The 14,910-nt window shown below is 70.1% G+C and carries 13 protein-coding genes; 7 read left to right on the forward strand and 6 right to left on the reverse strand.

All coding sequences use genetic code 11. From position 1 onward, the window contains the following. Nucleotides 1–39: 39 nt before the first annotated feature. Together ACFVW6_RS10250 and ACFVW6_RS10255 are read left to right on the forward strand one after the other, a co-directional pair. Nucleotides 40–972, forward strand: coding sequence for a family 2A encapsulin nanocompartment shell protein (locus tag ACFVW6_RS10250; RefSeq protein ID WP_378826623.1), 933 nt, complete (start codon nucleotides 40–42; stop codon nucleotides 970–972). Next, on the forward strand, nucleotides 944–2,641 hold the full coding sequence (locus ACFVW6_RS10255; RefSeq protein WP_378826627.1) for a family 2A encapsulin nanocompartment cargo protein cysteine desulfurase: 1,698 nt from the start codon (nucleotides 944–946) through the stop codon (nucleotides 2,639–2,641). Before ACFVW6_RS10250 ends, ACFVW6_RS10255 begins: the two co-directional genes overlap by 29 nt. A gap of 57 nt (nucleotides 2,642–2,698) precedes the next feature. Here ACFVW6_RS10255 and ACFVW6_RS10260 read toward each other — a convergent pair whose 3' ends face one another. Together ACFVW6_RS10260 and dapA are read right to left on the reverse strand one after the other, a co-directional pair. Further along, complete coding sequence (locus ACFVW6_RS10260; protein ID WP_378826629.1) at nucleotides 2,699–4,225, reverse strand: DHA2 family efflux MFS transporter permease subunit; 1,527 nt, start codon at nucleotides 4,223–4,225, stop codon at nucleotides 2,699–2,701. Between the two features lie 62 nt (nucleotides 4,226–4,287). Continuing rightward, on the reverse strand, nucleotides 4,288–5,181 hold the full coding sequence (gene dapA, locus ACFVW6_RS10265) for a 4-hydroxy-tetrahydrodipicolinate synthase (RefSeq protein ID WP_378826631.1): 894 nt from the start codon (nucleotides 5,179–5,181) through the stop codon (nucleotides 4,288–4,290). Nucleotides 5,182–5,251: 70 nt separating this feature from the next. Between dapA and ACFVW6_RS10270 the strand changes: the two genes are divergently transcribed. Further along, nucleotides 5,252–6,145, forward strand: coding sequence for a LysR family transcriptional regulator (locus ACFVW6_RS10270; RefSeq protein ID WP_378826633.1), 894 nt, complete (start codon nucleotides 5,252–5,254; stop codon nucleotides 6,143–6,145). Between the two features lie 64 nt (nucleotides 6,146–6,209). Here ACFVW6_RS10270 and ACFVW6_RS10275 read toward each other — a convergent pair whose 3' ends face one another. The 4 genes from ACFVW6_RS10275 to ACFVW6_RS10290 all read right to left on the reverse strand — a co-directional run bounded on the left by ACFVW6_RS10275 (nucleotide 6,210) and on the right by ACFVW6_RS10290 (nucleotide 10,112). After that, nucleotides 6,210–7,127, reverse strand: coding sequence for an ABC transporter substrate-binding protein (locus ACFVW6_RS10275; protein ID WP_378826635.1), 918 nt, complete (start codon nucleotides 7,125–7,127; stop codon nucleotides 6,210–6,212). A gap of 31 nt (nucleotides 7,128–7,158) precedes the next feature. Next, nucleotides 7,159–8,598: an MFS transporter gene (locus ACFVW6_RS10280; RefSeq protein ID WP_378826637.1), complete on the reverse strand. Its 1,440-nt coding sequence runs from the start codon at nucleotides 8,596–8,598 to the stop codon at nucleotides 7,159–7,161. A gap of 180 nt (nucleotides 8,599–8,778) precedes the next feature. Further along, nucleotides 8,779–9,390 carry a GntR family transcriptional regulator gene (locus ACFVW6_RS10285; RefSeq protein WP_378826639.1) on the reverse strand — a complete coding sequence of 204 codons (612 nt, stop codon included), beginning with the start codon at nucleotides 9,388–9,390 and terminating at the stop codon, nucleotides 8,779–8,781. Further along, the gene (locus tag ACFVW6_RS10290) at nucleotides 9,390–10,112 is read right to left on the reverse strand and encodes a GntR family transcriptional regulator (RefSeq protein ID WP_355281914.1); all 723 of its coding nucleotides are present in this window, start codon (nucleotides 10,110–10,112) and stop codon (nucleotides 9,390–9,392) included. The genes ACFVW6_RS10285 and ACFVW6_RS10290 overlap by 1 nt, the downstream gene beginning before the upstream one ends. Before the next feature lie 160 nt (nucleotides 10,113–10,272). Here ACFVW6_RS10290 and ACFVW6_RS10295 point away from each other — a divergent pair, with 160 nt between their 5' ends. From ACFVW6_RS10295 to ACFVW6_RS10310, 4 genes are read left to right on the forward strand one after another with little or no spacing between them, the layout of a single operon-like run. Next, the gene (locus tag ACFVW6_RS10295; RefSeq protein WP_378826642.1) at nucleotides 10,273–11,265 is read left to right on the forward strand and encodes a BMP family protein; all 993 of its coding nucleotides are present in this window, start codon (nucleotides 10,273–10,275) and stop codon (nucleotides 11,263–11,265) included. 7 nt (nucleotides 11,266–11,272) lie between these two features. Beyond that, complete coding sequence (locus ACFVW6_RS10300; RefSeq protein WP_378826644.1) at nucleotides 11,273–12,832, forward strand: ABC transporter ATP-binding protein; 1,560 nt, start codon at nucleotides 11,273–11,275, stop codon at nucleotides 12,830–12,832. Beyond that, complete coding sequence (locus ACFVW6_RS10305) at nucleotides 12,829–13,974, forward strand: ABC transporter permease (RefSeq protein WP_378826647.1); 1,146 nt, start codon at nucleotides 12,829–12,831, stop codon at nucleotides 13,972–13,974. The genes ACFVW6_RS10300 and ACFVW6_RS10305 overlap by 4 nt, the downstream gene beginning before the upstream one ends. After that, nucleotides 13,971–14,897, forward strand: a complete 927-nt coding sequence (locus ACFVW6_RS10310) for an ABC transporter permease (RefSeq protein ID WP_378826649.1) — start codon at nucleotides 13,971–13,973, stop codon at nucleotides 14,895–14,897. The genes ACFVW6_RS10305 and ACFVW6_RS10310 overlap by 4 nt, the downstream gene beginning before the upstream one ends. Nucleotides 14,898–14,910: the final 13 nt, after the last annotated feature.

The raw sequence follows: 14,910 nt of genomic DNA on the forward strand, positions 1-14,910 counted from the left end.
CCGGTTAACCGTCGATTTGCCTATACGCAAGGTGGTTCGATGACCAACGCTGTACCGCGCCCGGTTGCCCTCGGCGATGTCGCCGCCCGGACACTGGCCAACGCGACCAAGACCGTCCCCCAGATGGAGTCGATCACTCCACGGTGGCTGGTCCATCTCCTCAATTGGGTACCGGTCGAGGCCGGTATCTACCGACGCAACCGCGTCACGCACGAACAGACCGTCGATATCCAGTGCGACAACTTCGACGAGTCGCCCCTGCCGGAGACCTTCATCGACTACGAGAAGGAACCCCGCGAGTACCGCCTCAAGGCCGTCAACACGATTCTCGACGTGCACACCCGGGTCTCGGACCTGTATTCGAGCCCGCACGATCAGATCGCTCAGCAGTTGCGACTGACCATCGAGGCGATCAAGGAGCACCAGGAAGGCGAGCTGATCAACAGCCCCGACTACGGGCTGATCGCCAATACCGTGGAGCGCCAGCGCATCACGACCCTGGCCGGGCCACCGACCCCCGACGACCTGGACAATCTGATCACCAAGGTCTGGAAGGAACCCGGCTTCTTCCTCACGCATCCGCAGGGTGTCGCCGCCTTCGGCCGGGAATGCACCCGGCGCGGAGTGCCGCCGCCGACGGTCAGTCTGTTCGGCTCCCAATTCATCACGTGGCGCGGGATTCCGATCATTCCGTCGGACAAGGTGCCCGTGGTGGACGGCAAGACGTCGTTCCTGCTGATCCGCACCGGCGAATCCCGCCAGGGTGTGGTGGGGCTGTACCAGCCGGGGTTGGCCGGGGAGCAGGGGCCGGGCCTGTCGGTGAAGTTCATGGGCATCGATCGCAGTGCCATCGCCTCGTACCTGGTGTCGCTGTACTGCTCGCTGACCATCCTGACCGACGACGCGGTGGCCCTGCTCGAGGGTGCCGAGGTGGACAAGTTCCATGACTACGCCCCGTCCTACCGGGCCTGAGGCGGGCGGCGGCGACGGACTCCCGGACGAGGCGACGCTCGCGCGCCTCGCCGGCGAGCTCTTCGCCGCGCTGCCGACCGGAGCGGCGGGCACACCGGGGGTGTCGCTGCTGCAACCGGACGCCCCGTCCGCGCCGGTCACGCCACCAGCGCCCGCCACGAAGGCACCGCCGGTCTTCCGGCCCGCACCACCGGTGGGGGCGTCGGGAAGTTCGGTGCCCGGCGGTCCGACCACCGCGCCCGCGGTGCCGGGCTGGGGTGCCGAGCACGTCCCGTCGAGCCCGCCGGTGCGGGCCGACGCGGTGCATGTCGATCCGTTCCTCGCGGTGCTGCCGTCGTTGCGCGACATCCTGTCGCCGCCGCGTGCTCCGGTGGCACCGGCACCGCCCGGCGCGCCGTCGTTCTATTTCCTCGACGGCGGGCCGGTCCCGCCGGTCGCGGCCGATCCGCATCCGGCCTTCGACGTGCACGCCGTGCGCGCCGACTTCCCGATCCTGGCCGAGCGGGTCAACGGGCATCAGCTGGTGTGGTTCGACAATGCCGCCACCACGCAGAAGCCACGCGCGGTCATCGATCGGCTCGCGTCGTTCTACGCGCACGAGAACTCCAACATCCACCGGGCGGCACACGAATTGGCGGCCCGGTCGACCGATGCCTACGAGCAGGCGCGCGAGACCGTCGCCCGCTTCCTCGGCGCGGGGTCGCCGTCGGAGATCGTGTTCGTGCGCGGCGCGACCGAGGGCATCAACCTGATCGCCCAGACCTGGGGTCGCAAGAACCTGCGCGCGGGCGACGAGATCCTGATCTCGCACCTCGAGCACCACGCGAACATCGTGCCGTGGCAGTTGCTGGCCGCGGAGACGGGCGCGCGGATCCAGGTGATCCCGGTCGACGATCGCGGTCAGCTGCTGCTCGACGAGTACACCCGGTTGCTCACCGACCGCACGAAACTGGTGTCGGTGACCCAGGTGTCCAACGCGCTGGGCACCATCACCCCGGTGCGCGAGCTGACCGCCCAGGCCCGGCGGGTCGGGGCCACGGTGCTGATCGACGGCGCGCAGTCGGTGCCGCACACCCCGATCGATGTGCGCGACATCGACGCCGATTTCTTCGTGTTTTCCGGGCACAAGCTGTTCGGGCCCACCGGAATCGGCGCCGTCTACGGCAAGTCCGCGGTGCTCGAGGACATGCCGCCGTGGCAGGGCGGCGGCAACATGATCGCCGATGTCACGCTGGAACGCTCCACGTTCCAGCCACCACCGGGCCGGTTCGAGGCGGGTACCGGCAATATCGCCGACGCGGTCGGCCTCGCCACGGCCATCGATTACGTCTCGCGCATCGGCATGGACGTCATCGGCCGCTACGAACACGAACTGCTCGCCTACGCGACCCCGCTGGTGGCCGCGGTGCCGGGCGCCCGGCTCATCGGGACCGCGGCGGAGAAGGCGAGCGTGCTCTCGTTCGTGATCGAGGGATGCGATCCCGTCGACATCGGCAGGGCGCTCAACGACCGCGGCATCGCGGTGCGGGCCGGGCATCACTGCGCGCAGCCGATTCTGCGCAGGCTCGGGGTGGAGGCGACGGTGCGGCCGTCGTTCGCGTTCTACAACACCGTCGACGAGATCGATCGGATGGTGCGGGTCCTGCACGAGATCGCCGGTCGGCGCTGAGATACCGCGAAAGCCCGGGGGGAACATCGTGTTCCACCCGGGCTTTCGCGAGTCGGATCAGACCATGATCGACGCTTCGGCGTCGACCGGGGTGTCCGGTTTGGTGCGCGGCAGGAAGAACGCCGGGATCAGGGTCAGGCCGGCGAGGATCACCGCGACCCAATAGGTGTGGCTGAACGCCTCGGCGGCCAGGTCCAGGCCCTGCTGGATCAGCTCGGGCGGGAACTGCGCCGCGAGTTCGGGCTTGGCGTTGGAGGCGATGCCGATCTTGGTCGACGGGTGGTCGTTGAGCTGGGCGGCCAGCACGACCGACATCACCGCGGTGCCGATCGAGGCCGCGGTCTGGTTGATGATGTTCATCAACGTCGAGCCGCGCGCCACCTGGGCGTGCGTGAGCGTCTGGATGGCGGCCGTCATCACCGGCATCATGGTGCAGCCCATGCCCAGACCCATCACGAACAGCGCGCCGCCGATCATCAGGTAGGACGTGTCGGCCTCGAGCTGGGTGAAGCCGGCCAGGCCGACGGTGATGAAGGTGATGCCGAACAGCACGATCTTGCCTGGCCCGATCTTGTCGACCAGGAAGCCGGCGATCGGCATCGTCAGCATGGCGCCGATGCCCTGCGGGGCCATGAGCAGACCGGAGTCGAACGCCGTCTCACCGCGCACCTGCTGCAGGTAGTTGGGCAGCAGGAAGCCCGCGCCGAAGAACGCCGTCGCGAACAGCGACATGGTCAGCACCGAGAAGCGCAGCGACGGGTTGCGGAACAGGCGAAGGTCGATCAGCGGATGCTCGGTGCGCAGCGCGTGGAACACGAACGCCACCAGCAGGACCGCGCCGATGATCGCGGGGACGAGCACGCGCGCGGCGAGCACCGTGCCCTTCTCCGGGATGGAGGAGACGCCGAACAGGAACAGGGCCAGGCCGGGCGAGGCCAGCAGCATGCCGAGGAAGTCGAACGATTCCGAGGGCTTGGGCTTGTCGGGCGCGAACACGATGTAGGCCAGGACCAGCGCGACCAGGCCCAGCGGCAGGTTGATCAGGAAGATCCAGTGCCAGCTGAAGGAGTCGATCAGCCAGCCGCCGAGGATGGGGCCGCAGATCGGGCCGAGCAGCATGGGCACACCCAGGACCGCCATCACCCGGCCGATCCGCTGCGGGCCCGCGGCGTGGGTCATGATCGTCATGCCCAGCGGCATGAGCATGCCGCCGCCGATGCCCTGGATGACGCGGAAGGCCACCAGCGATTCGATACTCCACGCCATCGAGCACAGCACCGACCCGATGATGAAGAAGGACAGCGCCGCCATATAGAGGCGTTTGGTGCCGAAGCGGTCGGCGGCCCAGCCCGTCATCGGGATGACCGAGGCCAGGGCCAGGGTGTAGCCGGTCATGGTCCAGGCGACGACCTCGACGGAGGCGTTGAAATCCGCCATGAACGTCGGAATCGCCACGGTGACCACGGTGATGTCGAGAATCGACATCACCGCGCCGAGTACGACCACGCCCGCCACTTTGAGTACGGCGGCGTCCAGCTTGTCGGAGGTGGGATCGGCGGCGCCGATATCCGGAGGTTTCGTCACCGCTTGAGCCTGGCACCTTTCGCCCTCGAAGACCAGTGAAATTTACTGTTCGTGATCTCGGGTCACACCGGCGTCACCGCCGCCGCCTCCGCCGCCCGCAACGCCGCGATCGTGGACTCGGACGAAGCGGACAACAGCGGCAGCCGGACAGCCGCGCTGGGGATCAGGCCACGCTCGGCGAGCACCGCCTTGATCACCGTCGGATTGGGTTCGGCGAACAGCGCGGCGCCGAGCGCGTCGAGGCGATGCCCGAGCGCGCGGCCCCGGGCGACGTCACCGGCGAGCCACGCGGCGATCAGCTCCGCGTAGGCGGCGGGCGCGATATTGGCCGCCGCGAGGATGCCGCCGCGCGCGCCGAGCGCGAGCAGGGCCGAGGCGAAGCGGTCGTCGCCGCACAGCACCGTCGTCGCCTCCCCCGCCCGCGCCAGCAATTCGACGCTGGCCGCGTCGACACCGCCGACGGAGTGCTTGAACCCGGCGATGTTCGGAATGCCGGCGAGCCGCACGAGTGTGTCACCGCCGAGGGGGCGCGCGGTGCGATAGGGCACGTCGTAGACGTAGAGCGGCGCCGGGCTGGCGGCCGCCAGCGCCGTGAAGTGCGCGATCACGCCCTCCTCGCTGGGCCGCACGTAGTACGGCACCACCGCGAGCACGCCCGCGATCGGCTGCCGCAGCGCACCCACCGCCCGGACCGAGTCGGCGGTGGCATTGCCGCCCGCGCAGACGATCAGCGGTGCGTCCCGCTCGGCACAGACGCCGGCGCAGCGATCGAGGACCAGCGCCCGTTCCTCGGCCGTGAGTGCCGACGGCTCGGCGGTGGTGCCCAGGGCGACGAGCCCGGTCGCGCCGGCGTCGAGCACCCGGTGGGCGTGCTGTTCCAGGGCGGTGAGCGCGAGGTCGCCGTCGGCGGTGAACGGGGTGATCATGGGGACGAACAGTCCCTGCAGCGATGTCATGGGTCCATCGTCGAGCCACGAATACATCAGGTCCAGTTCACGTTCCTGACGACAAACGTAAGCTGAACTGATGCTGGACGTCCGCAAACTCCGCCTCCTGCGCGAACTCGCTCATCGCGGCACCATCGCCGCGGTCGCCGACGCGCTCAGCTACACACCGTCGGCGGTGTCCCAGCAGCTCACCGCGCTCGAACGCGAGGCGGGCGTCCCCCTGCTCGAACGCACGGGGCGACGCGTCCTGCTCACCCCCGCGGCGCATCTGCTCGTCGGCCACACCGAGACGGTGCTGGCCGCCCTCGAACGCGCCGATGCCGAATTAGCCTGCGCCCGAGACGAACTCGTCGGAACCCTGCGCATCGGCGCCTTCCCCACGGCCGCCCGCACCCTGCTCTCCCCCGCCCTGGTCACCCTCAGCACCGACCATCCGCGCCTGGAACTCACGGTGACCGAGATCGACCCCGCCGAGGTCCCCGACGCCCTGCGCGCCGGCACCCTCGACATCGCCCTCACCCACGACTACGACCTGGTCCCCGCCACCCCCGACGCGGCCCTGCGCACCGAGCCCCTGCACTCCGAGACGGTCCACCTCGCCACGCGCACCCCGGCTCGCACACCGGATCCGCTCCGCGCCCAGGTCGAATCCCCGTGGATCGCGGGCACTCCCGGCACGCTGTGTCACACCGTCACACTGCGCGTCTGCCAGGCCGCGGGCTTCACCCCGCGCATCCGCCATCACGCCGACGATTTCACGACCGTGCTGGCACTGGTCGCGGCGGGCGCGGGCGCCGCGATCGTCCCCGCGATGGCCCTGCACTCCCCGCCCGCCGCGATCACGCTGACCCCCTTGCCGATCCGGCGCCACACCTATCTGGCCCACCGCAACGGCACCGATGCCCACCCGGCGGTCCAGGCCGCGCGAACGGCATTGCGCGCCGCCGCGGATCGCACCGACCCGGGCGTCTGAGCACGGGGTTGCCGAACGGCGGGGGCCGTCGCCGGACCAGGCGACGGCCCCCGCCGGGGTGGGTTCAGCGGGGCGAGGCGGTCAGCTCGATACTGTCCACGATGCGGGTCTCGATCAGGTCGACGAAGGGCGGTGCCGTGCGCACCATCCCCGCTTCGGCCAGCATCCGCATCCACCGATCGCTGGCGGCGGCGTCGATGCGGACCGTTTCCCAGGTGCGCGATGCCCTGATGCGCTCGCAGGAACGCAGCAGCGTCGACGTCGCCACGTCCGGCCAGTGGGCGGCGAGCAGCGGTTCGAGCTCGGCGACCGCCGTCGTCCGCAAGCGCCGCATGGCCAGGTCGAGGGCCGAGGTGAACCGCACGAGGCGATCCGACAGCTCCTCGAACCGATCGGTGCGCAGGTAGTACACACTGTTCGGACCCAGTCCGCCGGCTTCGGTGTAGTCGATCGCGATGACACCGGTTCCCCTGTCCTGCATGATCTGCGCGGTCGTCAGGTCGAGGATGATCGCGTCGCCCAGACCCGCCTCGAACAGTTCGACGAACATCGGCGTCGACAGATCGCGCAGGAATTCGATGCCGGCCGGATCGACGCCGGCCTCGCGGAGGAGCCCCGCGGTGAAGGCGTACGGCGCGCTGCCACCGATGCCCGGCGCCAGCACGGTCCGGCCCACCAGGTCCGCCCAGCCGAATCCGGCGTGGGTGTCGCGGACCACCAGCGCCTTGGGGAACTGGTGGTTCAGCTGAGCGAAGACGGTCAGTTCCCGTGGTGTGCCCCAGTACATTCCGGGAACCCACAGGCCGCCGAGGGCGATGTCGGCGGCGCCGCTGTCCAGGTCGTCGAGGACGCCGGTCCAGGGATCCTTGGCGGTGGCGGTCACGGCCAGGTCGTGCGCGGCGAACAGTCCGGTATCGGCGGCGACATACTCCGGCAGATAGTTCAGTCCGTGCGCGGTGGCGGAGATCTTCAGTTCGTCCATGATCGGGCTCCTCTGCTCGAACGGTCGGGGACTAGGCGGAGGCCGCAGCGGTTTCCCCGCTGACGAGCTCCAGGGGCTTTCCGAAGGTTTCGGGGCCGAAGCGGGCGGCGATCACCAGCAGCGCGTACATCGCGGCGATCATCGCGAAAACGCCGGGGACACCGGCGATGTCGAAGAAGAACAGGGCGGGAAAGGGCATCACGGCGCCCGCGACATTGCCGATCCCGTTGACCACCGAGGCGCCCATCGCGCGGACCGAGGTCGGGAACAGCTCCGGCGACCACACCGAGAGCATGGTGTTGAGCAGCATCGTAAAGAACTGGAAGATCATGCCCAGGGTCAGCAGGAGCATCGTCGAGTTCGCGAACAGGGCGAAGGCGATCGCCGAGACGCAGCCGAGCACGGCCGCCGCCATGACGGTGACCCGGCGGGGCGCGCGTCCCGCGAGATAGCAGGCGGCGCAGGCACCGAACAGGCTGCCGATGTTCATGATCATGGTGAAGGCGAGCGAATCGGTGAGCGAGTAGCCCCGCGACACCAGCAGGATCGGCATCAGGAACAGCAGGGTGACCTGCGCACCGAACGACATCCACGAGGCGGCGCCCACCGCGGCGACCCGGCGCAGATTGCGGCCCTTGAAGACTTCGGCGTACGAGGACTTGGTCTTTCGCGGGATATCGGCCTCGGTGACATAGCGAACCGTGGCGCCCGGGTGCCGCAGCCCCGCGATGCTGCCGCTCCCGAGCCGGGTGAGGCTCAGATTGGCCTCGTCGATCCGCCCCTTCGACAGCAGGAAGCGCGGCGATTCGGGCAGATACCTGCGGAAGTAGACGACCAGGACCGCGGGAACGGCCAGGATCACATACGTCCAGCGCCACGAGGTGTCGTCACCGCCGAGGAGGCCGCCGAGCGGACCGAGCACCAGGGCGAAGAAGCCGAAGGACGCGATATTGCCGATGCCGCCGGAGGAGATGTTGAGCGTCGCCAGCAGCGACCCGCGGTGCCGGGTGGCCACCAATTCGGCCAGGATCGCCAAGCCGACGGTGAACTCACCACCCAGACCGACGCCGACGACGAACCGGCTGGCCAGCAGCATCTCGTAGTCGACGGCGGCGGCACTGATCAGACCGCCGAGGGTGTAGACGAGCAGGTTGAGGCTCAGCGCGGTGCGGCGGCCCCAGCGGTCGGCGAGATAGCCGCCGACGAGCCGGCCGACCAGGCCGCCGATCACGGTCACCGTGTTGATCAGGGTGAGCTCGGCATTGCCGATGCCGAAGGCGTCTTTCAGCAGCGGGCCCATGGCGCCGGTCGAGTTCTGTTCGAGCGAGTCGAAGAACAGCCCGGCCATCAGCAGGGCGATGACGACGACCTGGACCCGGCCGAAGCCGATGCGATCGAGCGCGGCGGCCAGGCCGGGGGACGCGGCGGGCGAGGAGGTGGCGGACGGAGTGTCAGAGGAGGTGAGGGACATCGCGGACTCCGGTGACGGGAGCGACACCGACAACGTTCGCATCGGCGAGCTGCCTCAGCGGCACTGGAAGCAAGCTGCCTACTTTGTATGCAATCCCGTTGACCTACACGTTTCGACCACATCTAATCACGTTAACTGATCGATATATCCCCCCAAATTGAATGCAATCTTGATCGGGACTCAGGAGGAGAACGTGCCCGCGAAGTACACGTCGTCGCGGCGCAGGTGTTCGTCCATGAGGTAACCGGCCTGCACGACAGCGCCATTGAGGACAGCGATCGCCACCGCGCGGTGGTCACTCGCCGACACTTCCGGATTGTGCCCGAGTGCCCAGCGCACCCGCGCGTTCACATCACCGAGCAACCTGCGCAGCTCGTCGTTGCCGGAGGCACGGGCGATCAGATCGTGGAACGGCGATCCGGCGCCGCCGGATTCGGCGCGCTGGCCGTCCACGTAGCCGGACAGCTCGCCGGCCACCGCGCCCCCGCGATTCTCCGCGGCCAGCTGCGCCGCCAGCACTTCCATTCCCCGCCGCACCTGGAGCAATTGCCGCGCGACCGACACCGGCGGCTCCGCGACCGTGGCACCGCGATGCCGGACGATCGTCACGAAGCCCTCGGACTGCAACCGCGCCAGCGCCTCCCGCACGGGAATGCGCGACACCCCGAACCGCTGGGCCAGCGCTTCGGCGACCAGCCGCTCCCCCGCGGGCAATCGGCCCGACAGGATCTCCGCGCGCACCGCGCGCGCGATCGTCTCCCCCGACGAATCCTGCGCCGACTCCGGAATCATCACGCGCTCTTCTCGCGCTGCGAGGTCCGCTGGCGGGTGCGGGTGGCCGAGACCGGGTCGATGGCGGGCATGGACCACTGGGCCGAGAGCGCGAGGCTGGGTTCGCGGCCCGAGGCGACGTGGCGGTAGGCGATCTCGGCGGCGGCGTCCGGGTCGCCCGCGGCGATGGCGGCGTAGAGGGCTTCGTGTTCCTCGCACTGGGTGCCGGGGTCGCGTTCCTTGGTGAGGTGGAACAGCCAGCGGACCCGGGATTCCAAGGGGCGCAGCAGCGAATGCAGCAGCGGGTTGCCGGAGACCTCGACGATGAGGGTGTGGAAGCCGGCGTTGGCGGCGGCGATCGCGGCCTGGTCACCGGCGGCGGTGGCGCGGCGCGCGGAATCGAGCTGGTCGCGCAGCGCCGTGAGGTCGGCGGGTTCGGCGCGCTCGGCGGCCAGCCGCGCCGCGAGCACCTCCAGGCTCTCGCGGACGTCGAACAGGTCGCGCACATCGGTGACCGTGAACGGCGCGACGATCGCCCCCTGCCGCGGCACGATGACGACCAAGCCCTCGCGCTCGAGCATCTGCAACGCCTCGCGCAGCGGGATCCGGGAGATCGCCAGCTCGGTCGCGAGATCGCGTTCGACCAGCCGCTGGCCGGGGCTCAGCCGCAGGTCGATGATCCGGTCGCGGAGCTCCTCATAGGCCCGATCCCGCAGCGACTTCTTCGCCGGTTCCTCCGTCACCGCACCATCCTTCCGCGCCTGCACAGCCCCCACGGTAGTACCGAGAGCCGGGAGCGACCGTTTCTTACGTTTCGGTAATCCGCCCGTCATCTGCGGGCACCAGGCTGACACTTAACGGTATACCGCTAAGTAAGCGGTTCGTTCGATCAAGGAGTACCCCGTGCACAAGTCCACTCGGCGCGCGATCGCCGTCGGCTCGGCCGCTCTCGCCGCCGCCGCCCTGCTGTCGGCCTGCGGGTCCTCCGATTCCGCCGCGTCGGGCGGCAAGCTGAAGGTCGGCGTGTTCTTCCCCGGCTCGCTGTCGGACACCGGCTTCATGCAGTCGGGATACCTCGGCTACCAGCGCATCGCCGGCACCCTCGGCGACAAGGTGGAGCTGAGCAAGGTCGAGCAGGTCGCCGCCAGTGACTACCAGCAGGCCCTGGTCCGCTTCGCCTCCACCAACGACCTGGTGATCTCCCTCGGCGGCCAGACCGACGCCGACGTGCGCAAGGTCGCCCCGCAGTTCCCGAACGTGAAGTTCGTCGAGATCGGCGGGCCCGCCGACGCGAAGCCGATGGCCAATCTCGCCTACTACGACCCGCAGCAGGCCGAGGCCGAGTTCCTCAGCGGCGCGGTGTCGGCGGCGGGCGCGAAGACCGGCGCGGTGGCCTTCGTCGGCGGGGTCGAGCTGCCCGCGATCGTCAACGCCGCCAACGCCTTCGGCAACGGCGCCCGGTTCGCCGAGCCGGACGTGAAGGTGCTCACCCCGCAGTACGTCGGCGACTTCAACGACCCCGCCAAGGCCAAACAGGCCGCCCTGGCCGACTACGGCGCGGGCGCTGGCGCGCTCGGCCAGATCGTCAATCTCGGCAAGGCGGGCATGGAACAGGCCGCGACCCAGTCCGGCGCGGCCATGGTCGGCGGCCCGATCCCCGGTGACTGCACCAATCCGGTCTACCTGGGCTACGTGCACACCGACATCGGCGCCGAGGTCGAGTACGCCGTGAACGCCGCGCTCGACAACTCCTGGAAGGCCGAGAACGTGCGCTTCGGGCTCACCTCACCCAACCACGGCACCGATTTCGTGTTGTGCAGCAAGGACACCGCGGTCGCCGACGCGCTGGCCAAGGCGAAGACGGCCCTGTCCACCGGCGCGGTCAAGCCGTACTGAGGCCGGCATGAGCGCTTCCGCACTGACCCTGCAGGGATTGGGTAAGAGCTTCGGTGACGTGCAGGCCCTGCACGATGTGGACGTCACCGTCGAATCCGGCACCGTCCATTGCGTTCTCGGCGAGAACGGCGCGGGCAAGTCGACGCTGTGCAACCTGGTCTTCGGCGGCTACCGGCCCGACACCGGCCGGATGACGCTGGGCGGCACCGAGTTCCGTCCCGACTCCCCCGCCGCCGCGATGGCCGCGGGCGTGGCCATGGTGCACCAGCACTTCAGCCTGGTCACGACGATGACCGTCGCGGAGAACCTGCTGCTCACCCAGCGGGGCGTGCGGATGCGCCGGGCGGAGCTGACCGATCGGCTCGACGAGATCGCGCGGCGCTACCGGCTGCGGATCGATCTCGACCAGCGGGTGGCGACCATGCCGGTCGGCGCGCGCCAGAAGGTCGAGATCGTCAAGGCGCTGCTGCGCGATCCGTCGCTGATCCTGCTCGACGAACCGACCGGCGTGCTCGATCCGGCCGAGATCGACGCGCTGATCGACACCTGCCGCGCCGTCGCCGCCGACGGCAAGGCGGTGGTGCTGGTGACGCACAAGCTCGGCGAGGTCGCCCGGGTCGCCGACGCCGCGACCGTGCTGCGCCGCGGCACGGTCGCCGGAGGTGGGCGGATGTCGAACACCAGCATCGCGCACCTGCTCACGGCCATGGTCGGGCGCACCGCCGCCGACCTCGACCCGACCGTGGCCGCCACGCTCGGCCTCGACCCGGCGGCCGAACCCGTGGTGCGCGCGGCGGCACCCGACCTCGGCGAGGTCGCGCCGGTGCTCGCCGTCGACGGGGTCAGCGCGCATCGCCCGGACGGCAGTGTGGCGCTGGACGAGGTCCGGCTCGCGGTGCGGCCGGGCGAGATCGTCGGGATCGCCGGGGTCGAGGGCAACGGCCAGAGCGAACTCGTCGCCGTGCTGGCAGGCGGTGTCGCGGCCACCGGCGGCACGGTCACCCTCGACGGCACCGACATCACCGCCGCGCGTCCGGCCACCCGCACCGGGCTCGGACTCGGGATCGTCCCCGAGGACCGGCACCGCGACGCGATGGTGGCCGACATGACGATCGCCGAGAACCTCTTCCTCGGGCAGCTGGGCCGGTTCCGCCGGTTCGGTCTGCTCGACAAGCGCGCGATGGGCCGGGCCGCGCAGGCCGAGCTCGAGCGGTTCGACGTGCGCGCGGCGGGACCGTGGGTCCGGATGGGCGCGCTCTCGGGCGGCAATCAGCAGAAGGTGGTGCTGGCCCGCGAGCTGTCCACCGCGAACCTGCGCTGCCTGGTGGCCGCTCAGCCAACCCGCGGATTGGACATCGGCGCGGTCGATTTCGTGCTGACGCAGTTGCGCGCGGCCGCCGCCGACGGCTGCGGGGTGCTCGTGGTGTCCAGCGAGGTCCCCGAACTGCTCGCCCTGTGCGACCGGGTGTTCGTCGCCTATCGCGGCGCCCTCACCGGCCCGGTCGAGACGTCCGATCCCACCGCGGCCCAGCGGATCAGTGAACTCATGATGGGAGTCGCGGCATGACCACCTCGCTCGCGCACCGAATCCCCCTGCGCCGGTGGGCGCATCAGCCGGTCGTCGTGGCCGTGGCGGCCATGCTCGCCGCCGGGGTGATCGGGCTGATCCTGGCCGCCGCGGCCGGTGCCGCCCCCGCGGCGACCATGACCGCCCTGTGGGAGGGCATGTTCGGCAGCGACTACGCGATCGGCGCCTCGCTCAATGTCGCGGCGACCCTGATGCTGGTGGCGGTCGGCTTCACCATCGCGCACCGGGCCGGACTGGTGAATGTGGGTGGGGAGGGCCAGATCTGCGCGGGCGGCATCGCCGCCACCGCCATCGGCACCACTCTCACCGGCGCGCCCGCCGCCGTCACGCTGCCCGCGGTCATCGTCGGCGCAGGCGCGGCGGGCTGGCTGTGGGCGGCCATCGCGGCCTACCTGCGGGTGCGGCGCGGGACCAGCGAGATCATCACCACGCTGCTGCTCAATTTCGTCGGCTTGGCAATGGTGCTGCTGGTGGTGCACGAGCCCGCGCTGCTGCGGCAGCCGGTGACGTCCTCGGAGACGTTGCCGCAATCCGAACCCCTCACGCCCGCCGCGCATCTGCCGCTGCTCGGAATCGAGCGTTCCCCCGCGACGATCGCCCTGTGGATCGCGGTGGTGGCGGCGGTCGGCACGGCGATCCTGGTGCGCCACACCGCGCTCGGCACCCGGCTGCGGGCGGTCGGGCTCAATCCCGACGCGGCGGCCCGGCTCGGGTTGCCGGTGCCCCGGCTGCGCTTCCTGAGCCTGTCGGCGGCGGGCGCGTTCGCCGGTGTCGCGGGCGGATTGCTCGTCGCCACCGCACCGTTCGTGCTGGCCGAGGGCTTCTCCTCCGGGTACGGCTTCTCCGGCCTGGTGGTCGGTCTGCTGGCCCGTGGCTCGCTGTCCGCCGTCGTCGCCGTGTCGCTGCTGCTCGGCTTCCTCGTCTCCGGCGGGATCAATCTGCAGCTCGCGGCGAACGTGCCCGCCTCGACCATCTCGGTCGTGGAGTCGCTGATGATCGTGTTCATCGCGGGTGCGGTCCTGTGGACCAAATCGGTCCGCACCTCCGAACCCGCTACGCCCCCACCGGTTTCCACGATCGATACGACCGATTCCCCCGACCTGGCAGGAGCGCAGCGATGAGCCTCGACACGGTCACCGACATCGCCACCAGCGGTATCGGTTTCACCCTGCCCATCCTGGTCGCCGCCAGTGGCGAGCTGGTCAGCGAACGCGCCGGTGTGCTCAACCTGAGCCTGGAGGCGATGATGCTCACCGGCGCGTTCGCCGGTGTGCTCGGCGCCGTCACCACCGGATCACCGGTGCTCGGCGCGCTCACCGCCGTCGTCGCCGCGCTGATCTTCGGTGTGGCGCAGGCGATCTGGAGCATCGGTCTGCGCGCCGACCAGATCGTCGTCGGCATCGCGAGCAACGCCCTGGCCCTCGGCGCGACCACCTACGGCGCGCGGCTGCTGCTGGCCGACGGCAGGGGGCACTCCGTGCCGGGCTTCGACCCGCTGCGGATTCCGCTGCTGCACCGGATCCCGGTGATCGGTCCGGCCCTGTTCGGCCAGACCGCGCTCGGCTACCTGTGCCTCGCCCTCGTGGCCGCGCTCGCGATCGTGTTCTCCCGCCGCACCAAGCTCGGCCTGGTGATCGACGCCATCGGCGAGGACGCCGTCGCCGCCGATCGCACCGGTCTGTCCGTCCGGGCCGTCCGCTACGGCTGCGTGCTGCTGGCCGCGGTCGCCGCCGGTCTCGGTGGTGCGCAACTGGCGCTGTCGGAGGTGCATTCGTTCAGCGACAACATGACCGGCGGCATCGGCTATCTCGCCGTGGTCGCGGTGATCGCGGGCCGCTGGCGCGCGCTCGGCGTGATCTGGGCGTCGGTGTTCTTCGGCATCGCGCAGGCGCTGCAGTTCGCGCTGCCCGCGCTGGGCGTCGACGTGCCGTTCGCGCTGCTGGTGATGCTGCCCTATCTGATCGCGATCGTCGCCGTCAGCGGCCTGGTCGGCAACAGCCGCTCGCCGCGCGACCTGACCGTCGCCTTCGCCCGAACTTCCTGACCCTTCCCCGCTT

It is taken from the genome of Nocardia sp. NPDC058244 (assembly GCF_042882065.1).
Classification (GTDB): Bacteria; Actinomycetota; Actinomycetes; order Mycobacteriales; family Mycobacteriaceae; genus Nocardia.

What these genes read in the sequence shown, in the direction of transcription:
- ACFVW6_RS10255 (WP_378826627.1), top strand. Translation starts at nt 944, where the DNA reads ATGACTACGCCCCGTCCTACCGGGCCTGAGGCGGGCGGCGGCGACGGA.
- dapA (WP_378826631.1), bottom strand. Translation starts at nt 5,181, where the DNA reads ATGACATCGCTGCAGGGACTGTTCGTCCCCATGATCACCCCGTTCACC.
- ACFVW6_RS10280 (WP_378826637.1), bottom strand. Translation starts at nt 8,598, where the DNA reads ATGTCCCTCACCTCCTCTGACACTCCGTCCGCCACCTCCTCGCCCGCC.
- ACFVW6_RS10270 (WP_378826633.1), top strand. Translation starts at nt 5,252, where the DNA reads ATGCTGGACGTCCGCAAACTCCGCCTCCTGCGCGAACTCGCTCATCGC.
- ACFVW6_RS10305 (WP_378826647.1), top strand. Translation starts at nt 12,829, where the DNA reads ATGACCACCTCGCTCGCGCACCGAATCCCCCTGCGCCGGTGGGCGCAT.
- ACFVW6_RS10300 (WP_378826644.1), top strand. Translation starts at nt 11,273, where the DNA reads ATGAGCGCTTCCGCACTGACCCTGCAGGGATTGGGTAAGAGCTTCGGT.
- ACFVW6_RS10250 (WP_378826623.1), top strand. Translation starts at nt 40, where the DNA reads ATGACCAACGCTGTACCGCGCCCGGTTGCCCTCGGCGATGTCGCCGCC.
- ACFVW6_RS10310 (WP_378826649.1), top strand. Translation starts at nt 13,971, where the DNA reads ATGAGCCTCGACACGGTCACCGACATCGCCACCAGCGGTATCGGTTTC.
- ACFVW6_RS10285 (WP_378826639.1), bottom strand. Translation starts at nt 9,390, where the DNA reads ATGATTCCGGAGTCGGCGCAGGATTCGTCGGGGGAGACGATCGCGCGC.
- ACFVW6_RS10275 (WP_378826635.1), bottom strand. Translation starts at nt 7,127, where the DNA reads ATGGACGAACTGAAGATCTCCGCCACCGCGCACGGACTGAACTATCTG.